At 65.4% G+C, this 22,233-nt stretch carries 18 protein-coding genes; 12 read left to right on the top strand and 6 right to left on the bottom strand.

The features are described from left to right. Positions 1-11: 11 nt before the first annotated feature. The 3 genes from dprA to R2N16_RS12185 all read left to right on the top strand — a co-directional run bounded on the left by dprA (position 12) and on the right by R2N16_RS12185 (position 4,545). The gene (gene dprA, locus R2N16_RS12195) at positions 12-1,217 is read left to right on the top strand and encodes a DNA-processing protein DprA (RefSeq protein WP_316665957.1); all 1,206 of its coding nucleotides are present in this window, start codon (positions 12-14) and stop codon (positions 1,215-1,217) included. Between the two features lie 61 nt (positions 1,218-1,278). Beyond that, positions 1,279-1,659, top strand: coding sequence for a thioredoxin family protein (locus R2N16_RS12190; protein WP_316665956.1), 381 nt, complete (start codon positions 1,279-1,281; stop codon positions 1,657-1,659). A 255-nt stretch (positions 1,660-1,914) separates the two neighbouring features. Beyond that, positions 1,915-4,545, top strand: a complete 2,631-nt coding sequence (locus R2N16_RS12185) for a DNA topoisomerase III (protein WP_316665955.1) — start codon at positions 1,915-1,917, stop codon at positions 4,543-4,545. 74 nt (positions 4,546-4,619) lie between these two features. On the opposite strand, the gene R2N16_RS12180 is transcribed toward R2N16_RS12185, so the two are convergent. After that, positions 4,620-5,558, bottom strand: coding sequence for a LysR family transcriptional regulator (locus tag R2N16_RS12180; protein ID WP_024977062.1), 939 nt, complete (start codon positions 5,556-5,558; stop codon positions 4,620-4,622). Between the two features lie 452 nt (positions 5,559-6,010). Here R2N16_RS12180 and R2N16_RS12175 point away from each other — a divergent pair, with 452 nt between their 5' ends. Then, complete coding sequence (locus R2N16_RS12175; RefSeq protein WP_316665954.1) at positions 6,011-7,699, top strand: AMP-binding protein; 1,689 nt, start codon at positions 6,011-6,013, stop codon at positions 7,697-7,699. Positions 7,700-7,736: 37 nt separating this feature from the next. Here the strand turns inward: R2N16_RS12175 and rodA are convergent, their stop codons facing one another. The 5 genes from rodA to R2N16_RS12150 all read right to left on the bottom strand — a co-directional run bounded on the left by rodA (position 7,737) and on the right by R2N16_RS12150 (position 14,206). After that, positions 7,737-8,888, bottom strand: coding sequence for a rod shape-determining protein RodA (gene rodA, locus R2N16_RS12170; RefSeq protein WP_428984122.1), 1,152 nt, complete (start codon positions 8,886-8,888; stop codon positions 7,737-7,739). A gap of 23 nt (positions 8,889-8,911) precedes the next feature. Next, positions 8,912-11,317, bottom strand: coding sequence for a penicillin-binding protein 2 (mrdA, locus tag R2N16_RS12165; protein ID WP_316665953.1), 2,406 nt, complete (start codon positions 11,315-11,317; stop codon positions 8,912-8,914). Between the two features lie 42 nt (positions 11,318-11,359). Beyond that, positions 11,360-11,872: a rod shape-determining protein MreD gene (gene mreD / locus R2N16_RS12160; RefSeq protein WP_316665952.1), complete on the bottom strand. Its 513-nt coding sequence runs from the start codon at positions 11,870-11,872 to the stop codon at positions 11,360-11,362. Positions 11,873-11,888: 16 nt separating this feature from the next. After that, entirely contained in the window at positions 11,889-12,935 is a 1,047-nt protein-coding gene (gene mreC, locus R2N16_RS12155) for a rod shape-determining protein MreC (protein ID WP_316665951.1), read from the bottom strand. Positions 12,936-13,162: 227 nt separating this feature from the next. Beyond that, complete coding sequence (locus R2N16_RS12150; protein ID WP_004628293.1) at positions 13,163-14,206, bottom strand: rod shape-determining protein; 1,044 nt, start codon at positions 14,204-14,206, stop codon at positions 13,163-13,165. Positions 14,207-14,697: 491 nt separating this feature from the next. Between R2N16_RS12150 and gatC the strand changes: the two genes are divergently transcribed. From gatC to R2N16_RS12110, 8 genes are all read left to right on the top strand, one after another. Beyond that, positions 14,698-14,997, top strand: coding sequence for an Asp-tRNA(Asn)/Glu-tRNA(Gln) amidotransferase subunit GatC (gatC, locus tag R2N16_RS12145; protein ID WP_004628291.1), 300 nt, complete (start codon positions 14,698-14,700; stop codon positions 14,995-14,997). Between the two features lie 88 nt (positions 14,998-15,085). After that, positions 15,086-16,585, top strand: a complete 1,500-nt coding sequence (gatA, locus tag R2N16_RS12140) for an Asp-tRNA(Asn)/Glu-tRNA(Gln) amidotransferase subunit GatA (protein ID WP_316665950.1) — start codon at positions 15,086-15,088, stop codon at positions 16,583-16,585. Between the two features lie 39 nt (positions 16,586-16,624). Then, positions 16,625-17,122, top strand: coding sequence for a hypothetical protein (locus R2N16_RS12135; RefSeq protein WP_316665949.1), 498 nt, complete (start codon positions 16,625-16,627; stop codon positions 17,120-17,122). Next, positions 17,122-18,084, top strand: coding sequence for a dienelactone hydrolase family protein (locus tag R2N16_RS12130; RefSeq protein ID WP_316665948.1), 963 nt, complete (start codon positions 17,122-17,124; stop codon positions 18,082-18,084). The genes R2N16_RS12135 and R2N16_RS12130 overlap by 1 nt, the downstream gene beginning before the upstream one ends. Before the next feature lie 77 nt (positions 18,085-18,161). Beyond that, positions 18,162-19,628 carry an Asp-tRNA(Asn)/Glu-tRNA(Gln) amidotransferase subunit GatB gene (gene gatB, locus R2N16_RS12125; RefSeq protein WP_316665947.1) on the top strand — a complete coding sequence of 489 codons (1,467 nt, stop codon included), beginning with the start codon at positions 18,162-18,164 and terminating at the stop codon, positions 19,626-19,628. An 8-nt stretch (positions 19,629-19,636) separates the two neighbouring features. Further along, the gene (locus R2N16_RS12120; RefSeq protein ID WP_316666325.1) at positions 19,637-20,326 is read left to right on the top strand and encodes a DUF484 family protein; all 690 of its coding nucleotides are present in this window, start codon (positions 19,637-19,639) and stop codon (positions 20,324-20,326) included. Between the two features lie 14 nt (positions 20,327-20,340). Then, positions 20,341-21,327: a tyrosine recombinase XerC gene (gene xerC / locus R2N16_RS12115; protein ID WP_316665946.1), complete on the top strand. Its 987-nt coding sequence runs from the start codon at positions 20,341-20,343 to the stop codon at positions 21,325-21,327. A 39-nt stretch (positions 21,328-21,366) separates the two neighbouring features. Further along, a partial coding sequence (locus R2N16_RS12110) for a class I SAM-dependent rRNA methyltransferase (RefSeq protein WP_316665945.1) occupies positions 21,367-22,233 on the top strand: 867 nt, incomplete at its 3' end.

Genomic DNA, 22,233 nt, shown 5'->3' with positions numbered 1-22,233 from the left:
CAGTCCTCGATTTGACCGACGCCTCCCAGGTCGCGGCGCCCGCCGCGGCCGATTCCACTGCTTCCCTCTCTTGCACGCGCGATCCGGCCGAACTGGCTGCGTGGTTGCGTCTGACTGAGACCCCCGGCGTCGGGCCCGTCGCCGCGCGGCAGTTGCTGGCGGCCTTCGGGTTGCCGCAAGACATTTTCGTCCAGCCGTATGCCGCGCTCGCCAAGGTGCTGCCGGAGCGGCAAGCGCGCGCGGTGCTCGCCGAGCCCGACGAAGCGCTTGCAGCACTGATCGAGCGCACCGTCGCCTGGGTGAGCGAGCCTGGCAACGCCATCTTCACGCTGGCCGATCGTGGCTACCCGCCTCGCCTGCTCGAACTGCCGGACCCGCCGACCTTGCTGTACACCAAGGGCGATGCCTCGCTGCTGCGTGCAGCAGCGGTGGGCGTGGTGGGCGCGCGCAGCGCCACGGCGGCCGGCATCGACAACGCGCGGGCGTTTTCCCAAGCGCTGTCGGCGGCGAGCGTGACGGTCGTGTCAGGCTTGGCGCTCGGCATCGATGCGGCGGCGCATGAAGGCGCGCTGGCTGGCCCCGGCAGCACCATCGCAGTCGTGGGTACGGGGCTGGATATTGTTTACCCGGCCCGTAACCGGGCGCTGGCGCATCGCATTGCCGAGGCGGGCGTCATCATCTCCGAATACCCGCTGGGCATGGGCGCACGCGCTGAGAACTTTCCGCGCCGCAATCGCCTGATCTCGGGTTTGGCGCGCGGGCTGCTGGTGGTGGAAGCGGCTGCGCAGTCCGGCTCGCTCATCACTGCGCGGCTGGCGGCCGAGCAAGGGCGCGATGTGTTTGCGATTCCCGGGTCGATCCATTCGCCGCTGGCCAAGGGCTGCCATCTGCTGATCAAGCAAGGCGCCAAGCTGGTGGAAACCGCCGCCGATATCCTCGACGAACTCGGTTGGGGGCGTGCTGCTGCGCCGGCCAAACGCGCGACGCGTGCCGCCACGGTCGAGGCGTCCGCCGCGCCGGTTCCGGTCGCGCGTGCGACGCCAAGTGCGGCAGAAACCCTATTGCTCGACGCGCTCGGCTTTGATCCCGTCGATCTGGATACCTTGTGTGAGCGCACCGGCCAAGCTGCTGCCGCGCTGTCCGCACAGCTTCTGGCACTGGAGCTGGATGGCCGCATTGAGCGTCAGCCCGGCGGACGCTTCCTGCGGCTTCCGTGAAAGCGTGCCTACAATAGGCGCGACCCCTTCGTCACCCGGCTGATCGCTCAGCTCCGTTTTCATGCCACTGCTCTCGCCCGACACTGACGCCGCCACGCTGCACGCGCGCATCCGCGCCGAGCAACTGCTGGTGGCGTGCCTGTGCGCCGAGTGGTGCGGCACGTGCCGCAGCTATCGCAAGACCTTCACTGAACTCGCGGCGCGGCATCCGGAGTGCTGCTTCGTCTGGGTCGATGTGGAGGACCATGCCGATGCGCTGGGCGATTTCGACGTGGAAAACTTTCCGACCCTGCTGGTGCAGCGTGGGAGCGATGTGTTGTTTTTCGGCCCTGTCTTGCCACACGCGGGCGTTGTTGAGGGATTGCTTTCGCGTGATCTGGGCGTTGCTCTCGCAGTGCCAGCGGCCCCGGACTTGCGAGGCTGGCTGCTGGAATCGGCGTGATCGCGGGCCTTGACAACATGAAGAGATGCATGCGCCACTCTATTGCGCCTGAAAAGGAACCGCGCTTATGATTGGCGGCCAAATTTGGGGTCGACTGGTGATTGACGGCCCCCAAACGGGCACGCTGACAAGCGCCCGCGGCACTTGAAGTCGGCAGGCGTTGCCATAAGACTCTAAAAAAAACACGCGAACGGTCGCTATAGAAAAGCGACTTCTTCTTTACCCGATCACTTGCGATCGCCAGGATCCGCTCACATGTCCAAGGCTCTCATCATTGCCGAAAAACCGTCGGTCGCCGCTGATATCGCGCGCGCGCTGGGTGGCTTCACCAAGCACGACGAGTACTTTGAGAGCGACGAATACGTCCTCTCGTCGGCGGTTGGCCACTTGGTCGAGATTGCTGCCCCCGACGAATACGAAGTCAAGCGCGGGAAATGGAGCTTCGCCCATCTGCCGGTGATCCCGCCGCATTTCGATCTGCGCCCGATCGCCAAGTCGGAATCGCGCCTGAAGGTGCTGACGCGCCTGATCAAGCGCAAGGACGTGACCGGCCTGATCAACGCCTGTGACGCGGGGCGCGAAGGTGAATTGATCTTCCGCCTGATCGCCCAGCACGCGAATACCAAGCTGCCGGTGAAGCGCCTGTGGCTGCAGTCGATGACGCCGCAGTCTATCCGCGATGGCTTTGGCAAGCTGCGCAGCAATGAGGACATGATGCCGCTGGCGGACGCTGCACGCTGCCGCTCCGAGGCCGACTGGCTGGTCGGTATCAATGGCACGCGCGCCATGACCGCGTTCAACAGCAAGGGCGGCGGCTTCTTCCTGACCACTGTGGGCCGCGTGCAAACGCCTACGCTATCGATCGTGGTGGAGCGCGAAGAGAAGATCAAACGCTTCGTCCCGCGTGACTACTGGGAAGTGCGCGCCGAATTCATCGCCGCGGCCGGCCTGTACGAAGGCCGCTGGTTCGACCCGAAGTTCAAGAAGAACGAGTTCGACCCCGAGCAGCGCGATTCGCGCCTGTGGAGCGAGGCCGAAGCCAAGAGCATCGTTGCTGCGTGTCGCGACAAGCCCGGTTCGGTGACGGAAGAATCGAAGCCGTCGACGCAGATGTCGCCGGCGCTGTTCGACCTGACCAGCCTGCAGCGCGAGGCCAACGGGCGCTTCGGCTTCTCGGCCAAGAACACGCTGGGCCTGGCGCAGGCGCTGTATGAAAAGCACAAGGTGCTGACCTACCCGCGTACCGATTCGCGCGCGCTGCCCGAAGACTACATGGGCACGGTCAAGCAGACGCTGGACATGCTGGGTGAAAGCTCGCCCAACTATCTGACGCACGCGAAGAAGATCCTGGCCAACCAGTGGGTCAAGCCGAACAAGCGGATCTTCGACAACAGCAAGATCAGCGATCACTTCGCCATCATCCCGACGCTGCAGGCACCGAAGAACCTGTCGGAGCCGGAGCAGAAGCTGTACGACCTGGTGGTGCGCCGCTTCCTGGCGGTGTTCTTCCCGGCGGCCGAATACCAGGTCACTACGCGGATTACCGAGGTGGCCGGGCATCACTTCAAGACCGAAGGGAAGGTCCTGGTGAACCCGGGCTGGCTGGTCGTGTACGGCCGCGAGGCGCAGGGCGAAGATGCCAACCTGGTGCCCGTCGCCAAGGACGAGAAGGTCAAGACGGACAAAGTCGAGCCGGTCGGCCTCACCACCAAGCCGCCCGCACGCTACAACGAAGCGACGCTGCTCTCCGCCATGGAAGGCGCCGGTAAGCTGGTCGACGACGATGCGCTGCGCGAAGCCATGGCAGGCAAGGGGCTGGGCACGCCAGCCACGCGTGCAGCCATCATCGAAGGTCTGCTGACGGAAAAGTACCTCGTGCGCGAAGGGCGCGAGCTGATTCCGACTGCCAAAGCGTTTCAGCTGATGACGCTGCTGCGGGGCCTGGGCGTGGAAGAACTGACGCAGGCCGAATTGACCGGTGGCTGGGAACACAAGCTTTCGCTGATCGAACGCGGCCAACTGGAGCGCGACGAATTCATGCGCGAGATTGCGCAGATGACGCAGCAGATTGTCAAACGCGCCAAGGAATACGACAGCGACACCATCCCCGGCGACTATGCGACGCTGGCCACGCCGTGCCCGCAATGTGGCCACGTCGTCAAAGAAAACTACCGCCGCTTCGCCTGCAGCCACTGCGATTTCTCGATCAGCAAGATCCCGGGCGGGCGCCAGTTCGAGCTGGACGAGGTGGAAGAGCTGCTGATCAACAAGACCATCGGCCCGCTGCAGGGCTTCCGCAGCAAGATGGGCCGGCCGTTTGCAGCCATCCTCAAGCTGGCGCAGGAAGACGGTCACTGGAAGATGGAGTTCGACTTCGGCCAGAACGACGAAGACGATGGCGAGCCGGTCGATTTCTCCGGCCAGGAAAGCGTCGGCCACTGCCCGAAGTGCAACGGCAGCGTCTACGAGCACGGCCTGAAGTACGTGTGCGAGAACGCCGTGGCGCAGCCGAAGACCTGTGACTTCACCACCGGCAAAATCATCCTGCAGCAGGAGATCAGCCGCGAGCAGTTGGCCAAGCTGTTGAGCGAGGGCAAGACCGACCTGCTGACCGGCTTCAAGTCGGCGCGCACGGGCCGCAACTTCAAGGCGTTCCTGGTCAAGCAGCCGGACGGCAAGATCGGCTTCGAATTCGAGCCGCGCGGCGAAGGCAAGGGCAAGCCCGGCGCCAAGACCGCGGCGAAGAAGACGACGGCCGCGGCCAAGACGCCTGCTGCCAAGAAGGCGCCGGCCAAGACCGCAGGCAAGACGGCCTCCAAAAAGGCGCCGGCGCGCAAGAAAGCCACTGAAGCCGAGGCTGACGAAGAAAGCACCAGCGAAACCTGAGTGCGCTTTCGCAGGCACCAACGCAAACGGGAGGACGCTGTCCTCCCGTTTTGTTTTGGCGATGCGGTTTGCGTTTACGCGGCTTCGCTCAGGCCCCGGCCGGCGCGCGCCTCGCTGTGCTTGACCTCCATCGCCTGGGCCAGCATGTAATCGATGAACGTGCGTACCTTGGTCGGCAGGAACTTGCGGCTCGGGTACACGAGCGACAGCGACCGGTGCGGCAGCTTGTATTGCGGCAGCACGCGCACCAGCCGCCCGGACTCCAGATCCGGCCGCGCCATGTACGACGACAGAATCGCGATCCCCATGTCGGCGAGCACGGCGCGGTGCATCAGTTCGGCATTGCTGGTGACGAGCGAGGGCTGCACCGGCACCGAAATCGACTGGCCGTCGGCGGTGCTCATCTCCCACTCGTGACGCAGTTGCGGGTGCCACATGGCAATGACGCGGTGCTCGGCAATATCTTCGGCGCGCTGCGGTGTGGAATGCTGGCGGAGGTAGGCGGGGGTGGCTGCCATGACCATCTCGGCGGAGATCATGCGGCGCGCCACGAGGTGCGAACCCAGGCCGAGTTCCGAAACCATGATGCCGACGTCGCGGCCATCCTCGACGATGTCGATCGGGCGATCGGACAGCGCCACGTCAAACGTCACCTCGGGATAGAGCTGCTGGAAGCGCGCGAGCAACATCGGCAGCACGTGCAGCCCGAACATCACCGGGGCGACGATGCGCAGGCCACCGACCAGCGCCTGGCTGCGCGAGGTGGCTAGCGATTCCGCCTCGTCAATGTCGAGCAGGATCTGCGCGCAGCGCTGCAGGTAGGTTTCGCCCACGTCGGTCAGCGACAGGCTGCGCGTGGTGCGGTTGAGCAGGCGCGTACCGAGATGCGCCTCCAGATCGGCCACGTAGCGCGTGACCACGGCATTGCTCATCGACAGATGCTGGGCCGCCCGAGCGAAGCTGCCAAGCTCCACCACCTTGGAAAATACCCGCATCGACTGCAAACGATCCATTCCGGCCTCTCATTTGATTTGTTGTCAAAAATAGAACAAATCTGTCGTGACAGCAAATGTTTAATATTGGTGCAAGCAATTCACTGCCTAGTAGTGATCCTGGAATGTGAGCGCACGCTCATGTAAGAATGTCGACGCGGGTTGCATTTGCGATGTTTCATTGCCAGGGCTGCATATCCGACTTCTCACCGATTGACGCAACAGCAGATTTGCGCCGAGACTCTATACCGAACGGTAGATTTTTGTGGGATTCGTCTTGTGCGAGATCACGTTTGGCCAGAATTTTGGGTGGAACGCGGTTTTGCGCAAATCGGTGCGGCGGTGGTCAGACGGCTTCGCCATACTTGAACGATGGATGCCGCGAACCCTGACCCGCATGAGCGCCCCGCAACGAGGGCTGCCATCACGGCCGATGTGTCGCCCCGCGATGCCGGCGGCCGAGGAGACACCACATGACCATCCAGAACCGCGAACCGGTTAACTATCTGGCGGGCGAGATGCCGCTGCACCGGTATTGCGCCCACCATGCGCAGCAGACGCCCGAGCGCATCGCCCTGTTGTGGTACGGCCGCACGATCTGCTGGCGCGAGCTGGACCAAGCCTCGACGCGGCTCGCGGTGCAGTTGCAGCGGCTGGGCGTGACACGCGGCGATCGTGTTGCACTGTTTCTGCACAATTGTCCGCAAGCCATCGTGGCCCATCTGGCCACGGCCAAGCTGGGCGGCATCGTCGTGCCGTGCGGGCCGCTGTCGCGTCAGCACGAGCTGCGCGACCAACTGGCCGATTCCGGCGCCAAGATTCTGGTGGCGGCGGCTGATCTGATGCCGATTGTTGAGGCCGCGCGGCCGGGCACGTCGGTCACGACCGTCATCACCACGCGCTATGCCGATCTGCAGCCCTCGCAGCCTGCGTGCCGCAAGGCGCTGGCCGTGCCGCCCGAGCTGATTGCCGCCGATGCTTCGTCTGCGCCGCCGCTCAAGAACAAGCCGGGTGCCGCGCAGCTCGACCTGATGCAATTGATGGCTGAGCCCGTGGATGTGGCCGAGCGCAACGCCGTGGCTGCCATCCAGGTGAGTCTGGATGACGTCGCGCTGATGGTCTACACCTCCGGCACCACCGGCCGCCCGAAGGGCGCCATGCTCACGCACCGCAACGCGCTGTACAAGACGGCCGTCACAGTGCAGGTCAGCGGTATCCACGCCTCCGACGTCATGCTGGCAGTGGCGCCGCTGTCGCATATCGCCGGCATGCTGATGGGCATGAACGTGATGCTGTATTCCGGAGCGACGACCATCCTGCTCTATCGGTTCGATCCCCTGGCCGTGCTGCAGGCCATCGACCGCTACCGCGTGACACGCTGGTACAGCATGACGCCAATGAACCTGGCGGTCATGGCGCATCCGGACGCCGCGCAGTACCGTATGGAATCCTTGGTGGCCAATCCATGCACCAGCTTCGGTGTTACGCTGACCGAAGCCATTGCCGAGCGGTGGCGTGCCTTTGCCGGCCCGCAGTGCCGCATCTACGAAGCCGCCTATGGCCTGTCGGAAACCCACACTTGCGACGCCATCACGCCGGCCGGTATGCCGCGCTGGGGTTGGCACGGCAAGATCGTCCCGCAGACTGAGGTATGCATTGTCGACCCGCATACCGGCGCCGAACTCCCGCCAGGCCAGGCCGGCGAGATCACGATCCGCAGCCCTGGCGTGTTCCGCGGCTACTGGCAGCGCGACGAGGCCACGCGCGCCGTTCTGCACAACGGCTTTCTGCGCACCGGCGACATCGGCCAGGTTTCGCCCGACGGCTACCTGCAGTGGCAAGGCCGCATCAAGGAAATGATCAAGGTGTCGGGCTACAGCGTGTTTCCGGAGGAGGTCGAAGCGCTGCTGTCGCGCCACCCGGGCATCCGCCAAGTGGCCGTGACGCCCATTCCCGATCCCGACAAAGGCGAGGTCGTTTGCGCGCACGTGGTGCCGATGAGCGGCGTGACGCTCTCGGAAGCAGAGTTGATTGCCTGGTCGCGCGACAACATGGCGCCGTACAAGGTGCCGCGGCGCGTGAAGTTCCATGATGCGCTGCCCGCTACCGCGACGGGCAAGGTGCTGCGAAGGTTGCTGCGCGAAGAAGCCCTCGCCGCCTGAAAACAAAACGGCCGCCAGAATCTTGGCGGCCGTTTTGTCAGGTCTGCACGAAGCGTTTCTGTCGGGCGATGCTCATCAGGATGCCGATGCCCATGCCCAGCGTGACCAGCGCCGTCCCGCCATAACTGATGAGCGGCAGCGGCACCCCCACCACCGGCAGGATGCCGCTCACCATGCCCATGTTGACGAAGGCGTAGGTGAAAAAAATCAGCGTGATCGACCCGGCGAGCAGGCGCCCGAACAGCGTGCCCGCATTGGCCGCAATAAAGAGCCCCCGCAAGATCAGCAGCAGATACAGAAACAACAGGACACCGTTGCCCACCAGCCCGAACTCTTCCGAATACACCGCAAAGATGAAGTCGGTGTGCTTCTCGGGAATGAACTCCAGATGGGTTTGCGTGCCCTTCAGCCACCCTTTGCCCGTCACGCCGCCCGAGCCGATGGCAATGATCGACTGGATGGTGTGGAAGCCCTTTCCGAGCGGGTCGGTGGTCGGGTCGAGCAACGTGCACACGCGGTGTTGCTGGTAGTCGTGCAGGATCGGCCAGTTCACGCCCGGCGCACAGATGCGCGATTCGAACGACACCACCAGCGTGATCGCCGTGACAGCAATCACCAGCACCGGCACGATCAACCGCCATGACAGGCCGGCAAAGTAGATCACGTAGATGCCTGCCGCCAGCACCAGCAGCGCGGTGCCCAGGTCCGGCTGCTTGGCAATCAACCCCACGGGAATCAGCAGCAGCAAGGCTGCCGCCAGATAGTCATACCAGTGGATCACGCCCTCACGCTTCTGGAAGTACCACGCGAGCATGAGCGGCATGGCGATCTTCATGATCTCGGAAGGCTGTACCACCACGCCGATGTTGAGCCACCGCCGCGCGCCCTTGCGGATGAGCCCGAACGCCGCCACGCCAATCAACAGCGCCACGCCGACGGTGTAGAGCGGCACCGCAAAGCGCATCAGCGTTTGCTGCGGCAGGTTGGCGATGATCCACATCAGCACGAACGACAGCAGGATGTTGCGGACTTGGTCTTCCACCCGGCCCGGCATGTCGATGGCGGCCGAGTACAGCGCGATCAATCCCGTGCCGAGCAACAGGAAGACGATCAGCGCCAGCGGTCCATCGAAGCCGGTGAAGAGCGACTTGACGACATTGAATATGCGGCGCTTGTCCAATTTGTCCATGGCGAGATCCTCAAGCGCAAATATCAGGGTGCGGCCGGCGTGGAGGCCGGCTTTTGCGCGGGCTTCGGTGCCGGCTTGTTGCCCGGCTTGGCGTTCTTCACACCCTTTGCTGTGGTGGCCGGCGCCGGTGCCGGTGCGGCAGCGTTGCCACGTCCGCGCGGCGGCAGTTCGGGCGCCGGTTGCGCGTGCGACAGCGCTTGCAGCACCTGGGCGTCCAGCGTGGCCGGGGCGACAGCTTCGGCGCTGGTGCCGGCCTCGCGCAGGGCCGGCGCCACGAGGTCCGGCGACAGTGGCGGCACGCTGCGCGTGGCGCCCGTTGCCACCGACGACGCGGCCGGCGCCGAAGCGGCGGCCACAGCGCTGGCGGCAGGGGCTGCCACGCCCGAAGCGGCAGACACCCCGGACGCTACCTCTGCAGCCACCTGCGGCGCAGCTGTCGCGCTGGCGATGGTGGCCGTCTTGCCGGTCGAGAACACGCTCGGCGTGTCCACCGGCGGTTGCTGCTGGGGCTTCGGCGCGGTGGCGGCCAGTTCGGTGGGCCACTTGCCGGTCAGGTAATAGTCCATGACTGCACGCGCAATTGGTGCGGCCGATGCGGCACCAAAGCCGGCGTTCTCCACGATGAGTGCCAGCGCGATCTTCGGATGGTCGGCGGGGGCAAAGGCTTCGAACAGCGCGTGGTCACGCTTGTTTTCGGGAATGGCGTGGTGGTTGTACTTTTCGTTCTTGCCCAGCGAGTACACCTGGGCTGTACCGGTCTTGCCCGCCGATACGTACTGCGCACCGATGAAAGCCTTGGCCGCCGTGCCGGCTTGGTTCACGCCGACCATCGCACGCTTGATCACGTCGATGTTGGCCTGCTTGAGCGGGATCCGGTAGCTCTCGGTCGGCACTGTCAGCGAACGCGACTTGGACAGCGAATCTTCGACCGCCTTCACAAGGTGGGGCTTCATCACCACACCGTTGTTGGCCAGCGTCGATATCGCGTGCGCGAGTTGCAGGATCGTGAAGTTGTTGTAGCCCTGGCCGATGCCCAGCGAGATCGTTTCGCCGTCGTACCACTTCTGCTGCTCGGGGCGCTTGTAGGCTTTGCGCTTCCAGTCGGTGGACGGCAGGATGCCGGTGCGCTCGCCCTCGATGTCGATGCCCGTGACCTGCCCGAAGCCGAACGGCTTCATGAAATCGTGGATGGCATTGACGCCCATGTCGTTGGCGAGCCGGTAGTAATACGTGTCGCACGACGCCACGATGGAGCGGTACATGTCGACCCAGCCATGCCCGCCCGGCACGTCGTCGCGGAAGGTGTGGTTGCCCAGCGTGAACGAACCCGGATCGGCCATGCCCCACTGCGGCGTGCGCTTGCCCAGCTCCAGCGCGCCCAGCGCCATGAAAGGCTTGTACGTCGAGCCTGGCGGATACGTGCCGCGCAGCGGGCGGTTCAGTAGCGGCTTGTCCTGCGAGTTGTTCAGCTCGTTCCAGGTCGCGCTGTCGATACCTTCAATGAACAGGTTCGGATCGAACGTCGGCTTGGAGACGAAGGCCAGGATGTCGCCCGTCTCGGGTTCGATCGCCACCAGTGCGCCGCGGCGGTTGCCGAAGAGTTGCTCGGCCAGCCGCTGCAGGTTGATGTCGAGCGACAGGATCAGGTTGTTGCCCGGCGTTGCCTGCGAGGTCGACAGCGTGCGGATCGGCCGCCCGCCCGCGCTCACTTCCACCTCTTCGTAGCCGGTCAGGCCATGCAGCTCGGTCTCGTAGCTTTGCTCGATGCCGACCTTGCCGATGTATTCCGTGCCGCTGTAGTTGTTGGAATCCTTGCGCGGGTCGTACGCCACGCCGGGTTGGCTGTTGGCATCGCTCATGTTGTCGATGCGGTCCAGGTCGCGCTCGGAGATGCGGCCGATGTAGCCGATCACGTGCGACGCCGATTCGCCCAGCGGGTATTGGCGGAACAGCCGCGCATGCACGTCCACGCCCGGAAAGCGGAAGCGCTGCGCCGAGAAGCGCGCGACTTCCTGATCGGTCAGCTGGCTGCGGATCGGCAGGCTCTCGAAGCTGCGCGCATCCTCCATCAGACGCTTGAAGCGGCGGCGATCGCGTGGCTGGATATCGACCACCTGGGCAAGCTGGTCGATCGTGTTGTCCAGCGTGTCCTGCAGCTTGGACGGCGTGATCTCCAGCGTGTACGCCGAATAGTTGCGCGCCAGCACCACGCCGTTGCGGTCCATGATGATGCCGCGATTGGGCTCGATCGGCGCCACCGAGATGCGGTTGTCTTCCGCCTTGGCCGAGTACTGCTCGTGCTTGATCTCCTGCAGCCAGAAGAAACGCGCCAGCAGCAGCCCGAAGCAGACGAGCACGAACAGGGCGGCCGCCGCCAGCCGCAGGCGGAAGCGCGACAGCTCCTGTTCGACGTTGCGGATTTCGGTCATGCCTGGTGAATGCGAGTAGCGGGGCGCGTCAAGTCGGCCGCCTTAGATGGGCCGAGTTTCATCAACGCTCTCCGGGCGGCGCTGCGGCGCGAGCAGGAACGCGTTTGCGAACGGCCACAGGACCGCTTCGATCAGCGGCGGCAGGATGACCTGCCAGTCCGGCAGGTGTGCGCCCATCAGCAGGCGGATGACGATCGGTACGGCGTGTGCAAGTACCAGCAGCGGCAACACATGCAGCGCCTGCGACAGCACTGAGAACCACAGCACGCGCCGGTGAATCGTGATCGCAAAGTACGACAGCATCGTATAGGCCATCGCGTGTTCGCCAAGCAGACGCGCTTCGTGCACGTCCATCAAGAGGCCCAGCAGGAAGGCCACCACCATGCCCACGCGGCGCGGCTGATGGATGTTCCAGAACACCAGCACCAGTGCCACCAGATCGGGAATCCACTGCATGTGGCCCCACGGCATCAGGTTGAACAGGAACGCCAGCACGAAGCTGAAGGCGATGAAGCCGGGGTTGACCGGGCGCAGCAGGTATTGGGGCGAGTTCATGATCGATGGCCTCGCTTCAGCGTTTTTGCGCTGAATCGGTATCCAGCGGATTGCCGTCGGCATCGGTCGGGCGCGGCGGCGGGGTGTTCTCTTCAGGCGTGGGCGCAGGCCCTGGCACATTGGCTTCGGCGGCGGCGCGTGCGGCGCGGTCCTTCTCTTCGCGTGCGTCGCGGGCAGCGTTCTTGCCCTTGGGCGCAGGCGCGGGCGACAGATCCGTCGGCGGCGGGAAGCCCGATTCGTACTTCACGATCAGCAAGTGCCGGTTGCTGCGGATGCCGGCCACCGGCTCGCAGATCACACGCGAGAACGCCGTGTCGGCCTTGCGCTCGATTTGCGAAATGCGCGCCACCGGCAGGCCCGCCGGATAGACGCCGTCCAGCCCCGAGGTCACCAGCAGGTCGCCCTGTTGCAAATCGGCCGAAGCGGCCATGAAGCGCAGATCCAGCGCACCCGGTCGGGCACCGCCAAAGGCCACGCTGCGCAGGCCGTTGCGCACGACCTCCACCGGGATCGCCTGGTCCTTGTCGGTCAGCAGCGTGACTTGCGATTCGAACAGCGACACGCGCGTCACCTGGCCGACCACGCCACGGTCATCGATGACCGGGTAGCCCGCGCGCACGCCGTCCTTGGAGCCGCGATCGATCACGATGCGCTGCGTATAAGGGTCGCGTGCTTCGTAGAGGACTTCCGCCGCCACCGTGGGCACTGCCGCGTGCTGCTTCAGATTGAGCAGCGTGCGCAGATTGCGGTTTTCGGCTTCGAGCTGCGAGGCGCGCAGCGATTGCTGCGCCTGGGCAACGGCCGATTCGCGCAGGTTACGGTTATCAACGGCCAGCTTGGTGGACGATTGCGTGTAATCGAGCGCCGCGCGTGCCGTATCGCGCGGAATCAGCACCAGGCGCTCGACGGGGTACAGGATGACCGACACGACTTGCCGGACCACGCCCAGCACGGACATGCGGGCATCGATCACCAGCAACGCAAGCGCAAGCGCGAGCAAGGCGACCAGCCGCGCGGTGGCGGACGGGCCCTGCTTGAAGAGGGGCGGCGGGGAGTAATCCATGACCCGGACGCTTCAAATGGGCACGGCAGACGCGTGACGGTCAACGTCAAGGTCAACGGCCTGCCGGCAGCAGATTGGGTGTGGCGCTGGTGCGGTGCCGAAGCCCTGGGTGGGCGGAGCACGGCGCACCGGCGCGAGACGCATTTCAGCGGTCCGCGAAGGCCGTTGGCGTGACCACAACGGTGGCCACAACAGCGGAACGCGGATCGGCGTGGTGCATGGTCCCGTTATTCGTACGAGAAGATGCTGCCGAGCTTGTCCATGCGCTCGAGCGCCATGCCCGAGCCGCGCACCACGCAAGTCAGCGGATCTTCGGCCACCAGCACCGGCAGGCCGGTTTCTTCGGCCAGCAGGCGGTCGAGGTCGCGCAGCAGCGCGCCGCCGCCCGTGAGCATCATGCCGCGCTCGGCAATGTCGGCGCCCAGTTCCGGCGGGGTTTGTTCCAGCGCGATCTTCACCGACGACACGATCTGGTTCAGCGGGTCGGTCAGTGCTTCCAGGATTTCGTTGGACGACACCGTGAAGGCACGCGGAATGCCTTCCGACAGGTTGCGGCCCTTCACTTCCATTTCGCGCACTTCCGAGCCCGGGAAGGCCGAGCCGATTTCCTTCTTGATGGCTTCGGCCGTCTGTTCGCCGATCAACATGCCGTAGTTGCGGCGGATGTAGTTGACGATGGCCTCGTCGAACTTGTCACCGCCCACACGGACGCTGCCCTTGTAGACCATGCCGCCCAGCGAGATGATGCCCACCTCGGTGGTGCCGCCGCCAATGTCCACCACCATCGAACCCGACGGCTCCGACACCGGCAGGCCGGCGCCAATGGCAGCGGCCATCGGCTCTTCAATCAGGTACACCTGCGAAGCCCCCGCGCCCAGCGCCGACTCACGGATGGCGCGGCGCTCGACCTGGGTCGAACCGCACGGCACGCAGATGATGATGCGCGGGCTCGGGCGCAGCAGCTTGGTGTCGTGCACCATCTTGATGAACTGCTTGAGCATCTGCTCGGTGACGGTGAAGTCGGCGATCACGCCATCTTTCATCGGGCGGATCGCCTCGATATTGCCAGGCACCTTGCCCAGCATCTGCTTGGCTTCCTTACCGACGGCCTGGATGGTTTTCTTGGCGTTCGGGCCACCTTCCTGGCGAATGGCCACCACCGACGGCTCGTCAAGGACGATGCCCTTGTCGCGGACGTAGATCAGGGTGTTGGCGGTGCCGAGGTCGATCGCGAGATCGTTGGAGAAATAGCTGCGCAAAAAGCCGAACATCGAATGAATCCTGTTTTTCGAGTCATGGGCGGCCCAGCAGCAGGATTGCGGTGCAACGGCTGCACCAACGCGCGGACGTCGCAAGGGCATGCCATGCGGTCCGATCCTGCTACTGCGCTCCCGGGAATGTCGCGGGCTCCGTGGTGGTCGACGGTGGGGTGCCGTGGCACTGGCCATCCTGCCGAGGCTGGGCCGCCCGGAGAGGGGGCCCCCAAGGAACCTTTGATTAAGTGTCGCCTGATGCTGACGGTGCGACTGCCGGGAGGTTCCCGGGGTACTTAATCAGAGGGTCCGTGACTGCACGAAGTCGCCTGCTGACTTAGAAATTTAGTCGGCAATCATACCTTATAATTCGGGCGTTTCGCGGGCGTTTGGCGCCAAAATTGCGGCAGATCGGCGCTGTCGGGGGCCAACCTGAGCGCACCTTGCGCGCAGTAGCCGTCGCTTGCCGTACGTTGCCCGCCCGCCGCTGCACTCACTGACCCACTCCGATGGCACTCGAACTCTCCGACGTCAAACGCATCGCCCATCTCGCCCGTATCGAAGTCTCCGAAGGCGAAGCGGCGCAGACCCTTACCCAGCTCAACCAGTTTTTCTCGCTGGTCGAACAGATGCAGGCCGTGGACACCACCGGCATTGAGCCGATGGCCCACCCGATCGAGCAGGTTCAAGCGCAAGCCCAGCGTCTGCGCGACGATGCCGTCACCGAGGCCGACCGCCGCGCGGACTACCAGCAATGCGCGCCGGCCACCGAGGCCGGCCTGTACCTCGTGCCCAAAGTGATCGAGTAACCCGCGTAAACGGCGCGTCTGCGCCTGCCTTGAGCCCACTCCATTCGACGTCGCCGGCCGCTGCCGGCAGCCCATCCGAACGTATTCGATGACCGCATCCACGATCAAAGCCCTGTCCGCCCAACTCGCCGCCAAGGAGGTTTCGGCGGAGGAACTGGCGCGCCACTACCTGTCGCGCATCGAGGCCGGGGCGCACCTCAACGCCTTTACCCATGTCGACCCCGAGGCAACGCTTGCCCAGGCGCAGGCGGCCGACGCTCGCATTGCAGCCGGTAACGCGGCGCCGTTGACTGGTGTGCCGATCGCGCACAAGGACGTGTTCGTCACGCGCGGCTGGCGTGCCACGGCGGGTTCCAAGATGCTCGGCAACTACGTCAGCCCGTTTGACGCCACCGTGGTCGAGCGCCTGGGCGCTGCCGGCATGGTGACGCTGGGCAAGACCAACATGGACGAATTTGCCATGGGCTCGTCCAATGAGAACTCGGCGTTCGGCGCGGTCAAGAACCCGTGGAACCTCGAGCACGTGCCGGGCGGTTCGTCGGGCGGCTCGGCTGCGGCGGTGGCGGCCGATCTGGCGCCTGCTGCAACAGGGACCGACACGGGCGGTTCGATCCGTCAGCCGGCATCGTTCTCGGGCATCACGGGCATCAAGCCGACGTACGGCCGCGTGTCGCGCTACGGCATGATCGCCTTCGCCTCGTCGCTGGACCAGGGCGGCCCGATGGCGCGCACGGCTGAAGACTGCGCGCTGCTGCTGTCTGCCATGGCCGGCTTTGACCCGCGCGATTCCACCAGCCTGGAACCTGGCCGCGGTGGCGACGTGGAAGACTTCGGCCGCCTGCTCGGCCAGCCGCTGCAAGGCGCCGATGCCGCGCGCCCGCTGGCCGGCCTGCGCATCGGTCTGCCCAAGGAGTACTTCGGCGTTGGCCTGGCCGATGACGTGCGCACCACGGTGCGCGCTGCCCTGGCCGAGCTGGAAAAGCTCGGCGCTACGCTGGTTGACATCAGCCTGCCTAAGACCGAACTGTCGATCCCGACGTATTACGTGATCGCGCCGGCCGAGGCGTCGTCCAACCTGTCACGTTTTGACGGTGTGCGTTACGGCCACCGCGCGGCGGAATACCGCGATCTGGCCGACATGTACCGCAAGTCCCGCGCTGAAGGTTTTGGCTGGGAGGTCAAGCGCCGCATCCTGGTGGGCGCCTATGTGCTGTCCCACGGGTATTACGACGCCTACTACCTGCAGGCGCAGAAAATCCGCCGGATCATCGCGCAGGATTTCCAGAACGTGCTGGCCGGTGCCAACCGTCAGTGCGACGTGATCATGGGCCCCGTGGCCCCGACCGTCGCCTGGAAACTCGGCGAGAAGACGAGCGACCCCGTGCAGATGTACCTGGCCGACATCTTCACGCTGTCGACCAGCCTGGCTGGCCTGCCGGGCATGAGCGTGCCGGCCGGTTTTGGCGCAAACGGTCTCCCGGTTGGCTTGCAGATCATCGGCAACTATTTTGAAGAGGCACGCATGCTGCAGATTGCGCATGCGTTTCAACAGGCGACCGATTGGCACAACCGCCAGCCGGCGGCCTGAGGCCTGTTCCGACGGACCCGCTCCATGCAGGAGGCTCGCATGAACCACCGCATCCGCACTGCACTCGGGCTCGCGCTTGCCGCCGGCCTGCTGGCGGCGTGCGTGCCGATTCCGCTGCCGTCTCTGCCGTCTCTGCCGGGCATCAGCCGCCCATCTGGGACAAAGGCCCCGCCGATTGCCGACCGCACCATCAACATCAACGGCTACTGCAACCAGACCGAGGAAGACGGCTTCCGGGAACAGGCAACCCTGACGGTGGCAGACAACAACGTCAACGCGTTGCAGTGGCAGTTGTGGGTCGGCCGGCGCGGCTCGTGCCGCTTCGACCTGTCGACCTTCCAGCAGACCAAGCGCAGTCCGAGCATCGAGCTGCGCGAGCGCTACGGCAAATGCGAACTGATGGTCTGGCAGGACCCGCGCCGCGTGACGCTGGCACACGCCAACTGCGAAGCGCATTGCACACCCGGGATCTACGAAGAAGCGTGGCCGGTGATGTTCGACCCGCAAACGGGCCAATGCGCCCGGAATGCCCGGTGATGCGGACATCGCTTCGTGTGCTGGCGGCGCTGGCCGGCGCCCTGGCGCTGCACGCCGTCGCGCAACCGACGCCGGACGCCGAAGGCGCCCTGCCTGATATGCCGGCGGCGCGTGCGCCGTCCTCGGCAGAACTGGGCGTGCAGACGGTGGAGGTTCCGCGTGCGTTCATGAAAGACGCCGAGGATGCACCGCAAACGCTGACCGCCTACTGGGTCGCACCGCCCGTCAAGGCGCCCGCAACCGGCACGCCGGTGGTCATCGCGCTACACGGCTGCAGTGGCCTCTATACGCAGGCCGGTGCGGATGCCAAGGCTCTGGGCTCGCGGTATCGCGGTTATGCGCAATGGCTGGGCGCGCGCGGTTACGCGGTGGTGTTTCCTGACAGTTTCGGCCCGCGCGGCAAACCGCACGGCATCTGCACCGAACGTACCGCCACGCGCGATATCAACGGGACGGTGCGCCGCGCCGACGTGCTGGCGACCATCCGTTGGGTAGCGGGACAGCCGGGCGTGGATGCGCGCCGCATCGTACTGCTTGGCTGGTCCAACGGCGCGCAGGCCGTGCTGGAGGCCGTGGATGCCAGCCGCGCCTGGCCCGCCGATACGCCCGCGATTGATCGCGCGGTGGCGTTCTATCCGGGCTGCGCGTCGGCGCAGAAGCGGCCGGACTATCGGCTGAACGCGCCATTGCTGCTGCTGGCCGGCGGCAACGACGACTGGACCCCGGCCGACCACTGCCAGGCGCTGCAGACTGCCGTACTGGCCCGCCAGCCGCAGGCGCGTTTCGAGCTGGACCTGTTTGGCGGTGCGTATCACGGCTTTGACGGCACGGCGCCGGTCAAGGAGCGTAGCGGCATCCCGAAGGGACGTCGCTACGGTGCTGTCACCGTCGGCGGTGACCCGGCCGCGCGCGAAGCGGCGTTTGCGAAGCTCGCGGCGTGGCTCGATGCGCCGCACCCCTGATCGCAGCAACGCAAGAACACCTGAATACCTGAGTACCTAGACATTCACACCACAACAATCGACAGGACACACGCAACATGCAATGGGAAGTGGTGATCGGCCTCGAGACGCACACGCAGCTCTCGACGGTCTCGAAGATTTTCTCCGGCGCGTCCACCGCCTTTGGCGCGGCGCCCAACACGCAGGCCGCGCCGGTCGATCTGGCGTTGCCGGGCGTGCTGCCGGTGCTGAACAGGGGTGCCGTTGAGCGCGCCATCGTGTTCGGTCTGGCCATTGGTGCCAAGATCGCGCCCAAGAGCATCTTCGCGCGCAAGAATTACTTCTACCCCGATCTGCCCAAGGGCTACCAGATCAGCCAGTACGAGATCCCGGTGGTGCAGGGCGGCACGCTGACCATCCAGGTGGAAGGCAAGAACGGCCAGCCCGGGTACGAGAAATCCGTGCAGCTCACGCGTGCCCACCTGGAAGAAGATGCGGGCAAATCGCTGCACGAAGACTTTGCCGGCATGACCGGCATCGACCTGAACCGCGCCGGCACGCCGCTCTTGGAAATCGTGACCGAGCCCGACATGCGCAGCGCGGCCGAGGCCGTGGCCTACGCCAAGGCCTTGCACGCGCTGGTGATGTGGCTGGGCATTTGCGATGGCAACATGCAGGAAGGCAGCTTCCGCTGCGATGCGAACGTCTCCGTGCGCCCGGGCCCGGACGCGCCGTACGGCACGCGCTGCGAGATCAAGAACCTGAACTCGTTCCGCTTCCTGGAAGAGGCCATCAACTACGAAGTGCGCCGTCAGATCGAGCTGATCGAAGATGGTGGCACCGTGGTGCAGGAAACCCGCCTGTACGATCCGGACCGCAAGGAAACGCGCTCGATGCGCAGCAAGGAAGACGCGCAGGATTACCGCTACTTCCCCGACCCCGACCTGCTGCCGCTCGTTATTGGCGACGACTGGATCGAGCGCGTGCGTGCCACGCTGCCCGAACTGCCCGCGGCGATGGCTGCGCGCTTTGAATCCGCCTACGGCCTGCCGAAGTACGACGCGAGCATCCTCACCGCTACCAAAGCAACCGCAGCGTACTTCGAAGCCGTGGTGGCCGATGCTGGCGCCGCGAATGCCAAGGCTGCGGCCAACTGGATCATGGGCGAAGTCGCCTCGAACCTGAACCGCGCCGATCTGGACATCGACGCCGCACCGGTCAAGCCCGCGCAACTGGCCAAGCTGCTCGCGCGCATTGCCGACGGCACGATCAGCAACAACACCGCCAAGAAGGACGTCTTCCCTGCCATGTGGGCCGGCGAACACGGAGCGGACGCCGACGCGATCATCGCCGAGAAGGGCCTGAAGCAGATGTCGGACTCCGGCGAGCTGGAGAAAATCATCGACGACGTGCTGGCGGCCAATGCCAAGTCCGTTGAGGAATTCCGCGCGGGCAAGGAGAAGGCATTCAACGCGCTGGTCGGCCAGGCCATGAAGGCCACGCGCGGCAAGGCCAATCCTGCACAAGTCAATGATTTGCTGAAGAAGAAACTGGGCGCAGCCTGATGAGCACCATGAACGCACAAGACGTCGCCAACTACCTGCAAGCGCATCCGGCCTTCTTTGAAGAGCATGCGGAGCTGCTGGCCGCCATCCAGCTCACCAGCCCGCACAGCCACCGTGCCGTGTCGCTGCAGGAGCGCCAGATGGAAATCCTGCGCGACAAAAACAAGCACCTCGAACTCAAGCTGTCGGACCTGATGCGCCACGGCAACGAGAATGACCGCACGCAGCAGCGCGTGCACGCGTGGACGACGCGCCTGCTGGGCGAGGCCGACACGCATGCGCTGCCGTATGCCGTGCAGGATGGTTTGCGTGAAATTTTCGAAGTGCCCGCCGTGGCGTTGCGCGTGTGGCAGGTGGGCGAAGAATTCGCGCACCTGGAGGTCGCGCAGGGCGTGAGCGAGGAAGTGCGCCTGTTTGCGGCCGGCCTGCGCGCACCGTATTGCGGCGCCAATGCGGGCTTTGAAGCGGCTGGCTGGCTCGATACGTCGGAGACCGGCGGTGAGCCCATCGAATCGCTCGCCATCGTCACGCTGCGCGTGCCGGTGCGTGGGGATGCCGATGCCAGCGCAGCGCCGGCATTCGGCCTGCTGGTGCTCGGCTCGCCGGACGCCCGCCGCTTCCATGACGGCATGGGCACGACCTACCTCGCGCAGATCGGCGAATTGGCCGCCGCCGCGCTCAACCGCCTGCGCGACTGAAGCGCTGTCCTCGCATGCCGCAATCCGCATCCGCCGATGAACATGGCGCTCAGGCGCCGCATCCGCAGATTGCGGCCTATCTCGCCGCGCTGAAGTTCGAGCGGCAGCTCTCGCCGCACACGCTGGAGAGCTACACCCGCGAGCTGGCCGTGCTGCAGCGCCTGGGTGCGCAGCACGCCGCCAACGTCGACCTCACGCAACTGCAGTCCCACCATATTCGCCGCATGATGGCGCAGCTGCACGGCAACGGCTTGTCGGGCCGCAGCATTGCGCGGGCGCTGTCGGCGTGGCGCGGCTGGTTCAAATGGATGGCGCTGCGCGATGCGGCCGTCACCGCCAACCCGGTCGATGGCGTGCGTGCGCCGAAGAGCCCGAAGCGGTTGCCGAAAGCGTTGTCCGTCGAACAGGCTGTCGCGCTGATGGAGCAACTGCCGGGCGACGATGCCGAGACGATTCGCGACCGCGCTGTCAACGAGCTGTTCTATTCGTGCGGGCTGCGGCTCTCGGAGCTGGTCAGCCTGGATATGCGCCACGTCAAGGCCGGCGAGTACGCCTCTGCGAGCTGGCTCGATCTGGAGGCGCGCGAAGTGGAGGTGCTCGGCAAGGGCAGCAAGCGGCGCACCGTGCCGGTCGGCGCCAAGGCCGCCGAGGCGCTGGCCGCATGGCTGGCCGTGCGCGAACAACTGGCCAAGCCTGACGCGGTACCCGAAGATGCGCACGCGCTGTTTCTCTCGCCGCGCGGCAAGCGGTTGGCGCAGCGGCAGATTCAATTGCGAATGAAGCGCAACGCCATCGCGGCGGGTGTGCCGGCGGATGTGCATCCCCACGTGCTGCGGCATTCGTTTGCCACACACATGCTGCAGTCGTCCGGCGACTTGCGTGCAGTGCAGGAACTGCTCGGGCACGCCAGCATCGCCAGCACGCAGGTTTATACTTCGCTCGATTTTCAGCACCTGGCCAAGATCTACGATCAGGCGCATCCCCGCGCAAAAAAGAAGTAGCGCATTGCCCGAGCCTTCGGGCGCTCCACCCCCAGTCGTATGCAAACCCTGATTCTGAAGCCCGGCAAGGAGCGCTCGCTGCTGCGCCGGCACCCATGGATTTTCGCCAACGCCATCGATCGTGTGGAGGGCAAGCCGGCCTCCGGCGCGACCGTCATCGTGCGCGCGCACAACGGCCAGTTTCTGGCGCGCGCCGCGTTCAGCCCCATCTCGCAGATTCGGGCTCGCGTCTGGAGCTTTGACGAAGCCGAGCCGGTCGACCACGCATTCTTCAAGCGCCGCATTGCCGCTGCCGTGGCGTACCGCCGCGCGTGGGTGCACGACACCGACGCCGTGCGCCTCGTCATGGGCGAAGCCGACGGCTTGCCGGGCTTGATCGTCGACCAGTACGGCACAGGCGATGCGGGCCAGCTCGTCTGTCAGTTCAGCGCCGCGGGCGTTGAGCACTGGAAGCAAGCCATTGTCGCCGCGCTCATCAAAGAGACGGGTTGCCCGAACGTCTACGAACGCTCCGACGTGAGCGTGCGCGAGCGCGAAGGCCTGGAGCAGATGACCGGCGTGCTGGCCGGTGCTGAGCCTGCCGCAGACCTGTCTGCCACCGAGCAAGGCGTGCGCTACTACGTGGATGTACGCGAGGGCCACAAGACCGGCTTCTACATCGATCAGCGCGACAACCGCGCACTCGTCGGCGCCTTGGCGCGCGACCGCGATGTGCTCAATTGCTTCTGCTATACCGGCGGTTTTTCGCTGGCGGCGCTCAAGGGCGGGGCGCGCTCGGTGGTGTCGATCGACTCGTCGGGCGAGGCGTTGGCGGTGGCGGGGGGGGGGGGGGGGGGGGGGGGGGGGGGGGGGGGGGGGGGGGGGGGGGGGGGGGGGGGGGGGGGGGGGGGGGGGGGGGGGGGGGGG

The sequence above is a fragment of the Ralstonia psammae genome, assembly GCF_958405935.1.
Lineage (GTDB): Bacteria > Pseudomonadota > Gammaproteobacteria > Burkholderiales > Burkholderiaceae > Ralstonia > Ralstonia psammae.
This window is presented reverse-complemented; position numbering and strand designations above follow the sequence as displayed.

What these genes read in the sequence shown, in the direction of transcription:
- R2N16_RS12190 (WP_316665956.1), top strand. Translation starts at nt 1,279, where the DNA reads ATGCCACTGCTCTCGCCCGACACTGACGCCGCCACGCTGCACGCGCGC.
- R2N16_RS12185 (WP_316665955.1), top strand. Translation starts at nt 1,915, where the DNA reads ATGTCCAAGGCTCTCATCATTGCCGAAAAACCGTCGGTCGCCGCTGAT.
- R2N16_RS12180 (WP_024977062.1), bottom strand. Translation starts at nt 5,558, where the DNA reads ATGGATCGTTTGCAGTCGATGCGGGTATTTTCCAAGGTGGTGGAGCTT.
- R2N16_RS12175 (WP_316665954.1), top strand. Translation starts at nt 6,011, where the DNA reads ATGACCATCCAGAACCGCGAACCGGTTAACTATCTGGCGGGCGAGATG.
- rodA (WP_428984122.1), bottom strand. Translation starts at nt 8,888, where the DNA reads ATGGACAAATTGGACAAGCGCCGCATATTCAATGTCGTCAAGTCGCTC.
- mrdA (WP_316665953.1), bottom strand. Translation starts at nt 11,317, where the DNA reads ATGACCGAAATCCGCAACGTCGAACAGGAGCTGTCGCGCTTCCGCCTG.
- mreD (WP_316665952.1), bottom strand. Translation starts at nt 11,872, where the DNA reads ATGAACTCGCCCCAATACCTGCTGCGCCCGGTCAACCCCGGCTTCATC.
- mreC (WP_316665951.1), bottom strand. Translation starts at nt 12,935, where the DNA reads ATGGATTACTCCCCGCCGCCCCTCTTCAAGCAGGGCCCGTCCGCCACC.
- R2N16_RS12150 (WP_004628293.1), bottom strand. Translation starts at nt 14,206, where the DNA reads ATGTTCGGCTTTTTGCGCAGCTATTTCTCCAACGATCTCGCGATCGAC.
- gatC (WP_004628291.1), top strand. Translation starts at nt 14,698, where the DNA reads ATGGCACTCGAACTCTCCGACGTCAAACGCATCGCCCATCTCGCCCGT.
- gatA (WP_316665950.1), top strand. Translation starts at nt 15,086, where the DNA reads ATGACCGCATCCACGATCAAAGCCCTGTCCGCCCAACTCGCCGCCAAG.
- R2N16_RS12135 (WP_316665949.1), top strand. Translation starts at nt 16,625, where the DNA reads ATGAACCACCGCATCCGCACTGCACTCGGGCTCGCGCTTGCCGCCGGC.
- R2N16_RS12130 (WP_316665948.1), top strand. Translation starts at nt 17,122, where the DNA reads ATGCGGACATCGCTTCGTGTGCTGGCGGCGCTGGCCGGCGCCCTGGCG.
- gatB (WP_316665947.1), top strand. Translation starts at nt 18,162, where the DNA reads ATGCAATGGGAAGTGGTGATCGGCCTCGAGACGCACACGCAGCTCTCG.
- R2N16_RS12120 (WP_316666325.1), top strand. Translation starts at nt 19,637, where the DNA reads ATGAACGCACAAGACGTCGCCAACTACCTGCAAGCGCATCCGGCCTTC.
- xerC (WP_316665946.1), top strand. Translation starts at nt 20,341, where the DNA reads ATGCCGCAATCCGCATCCGCCGATGAACATGGCGCTCAGGCGCCGCAT.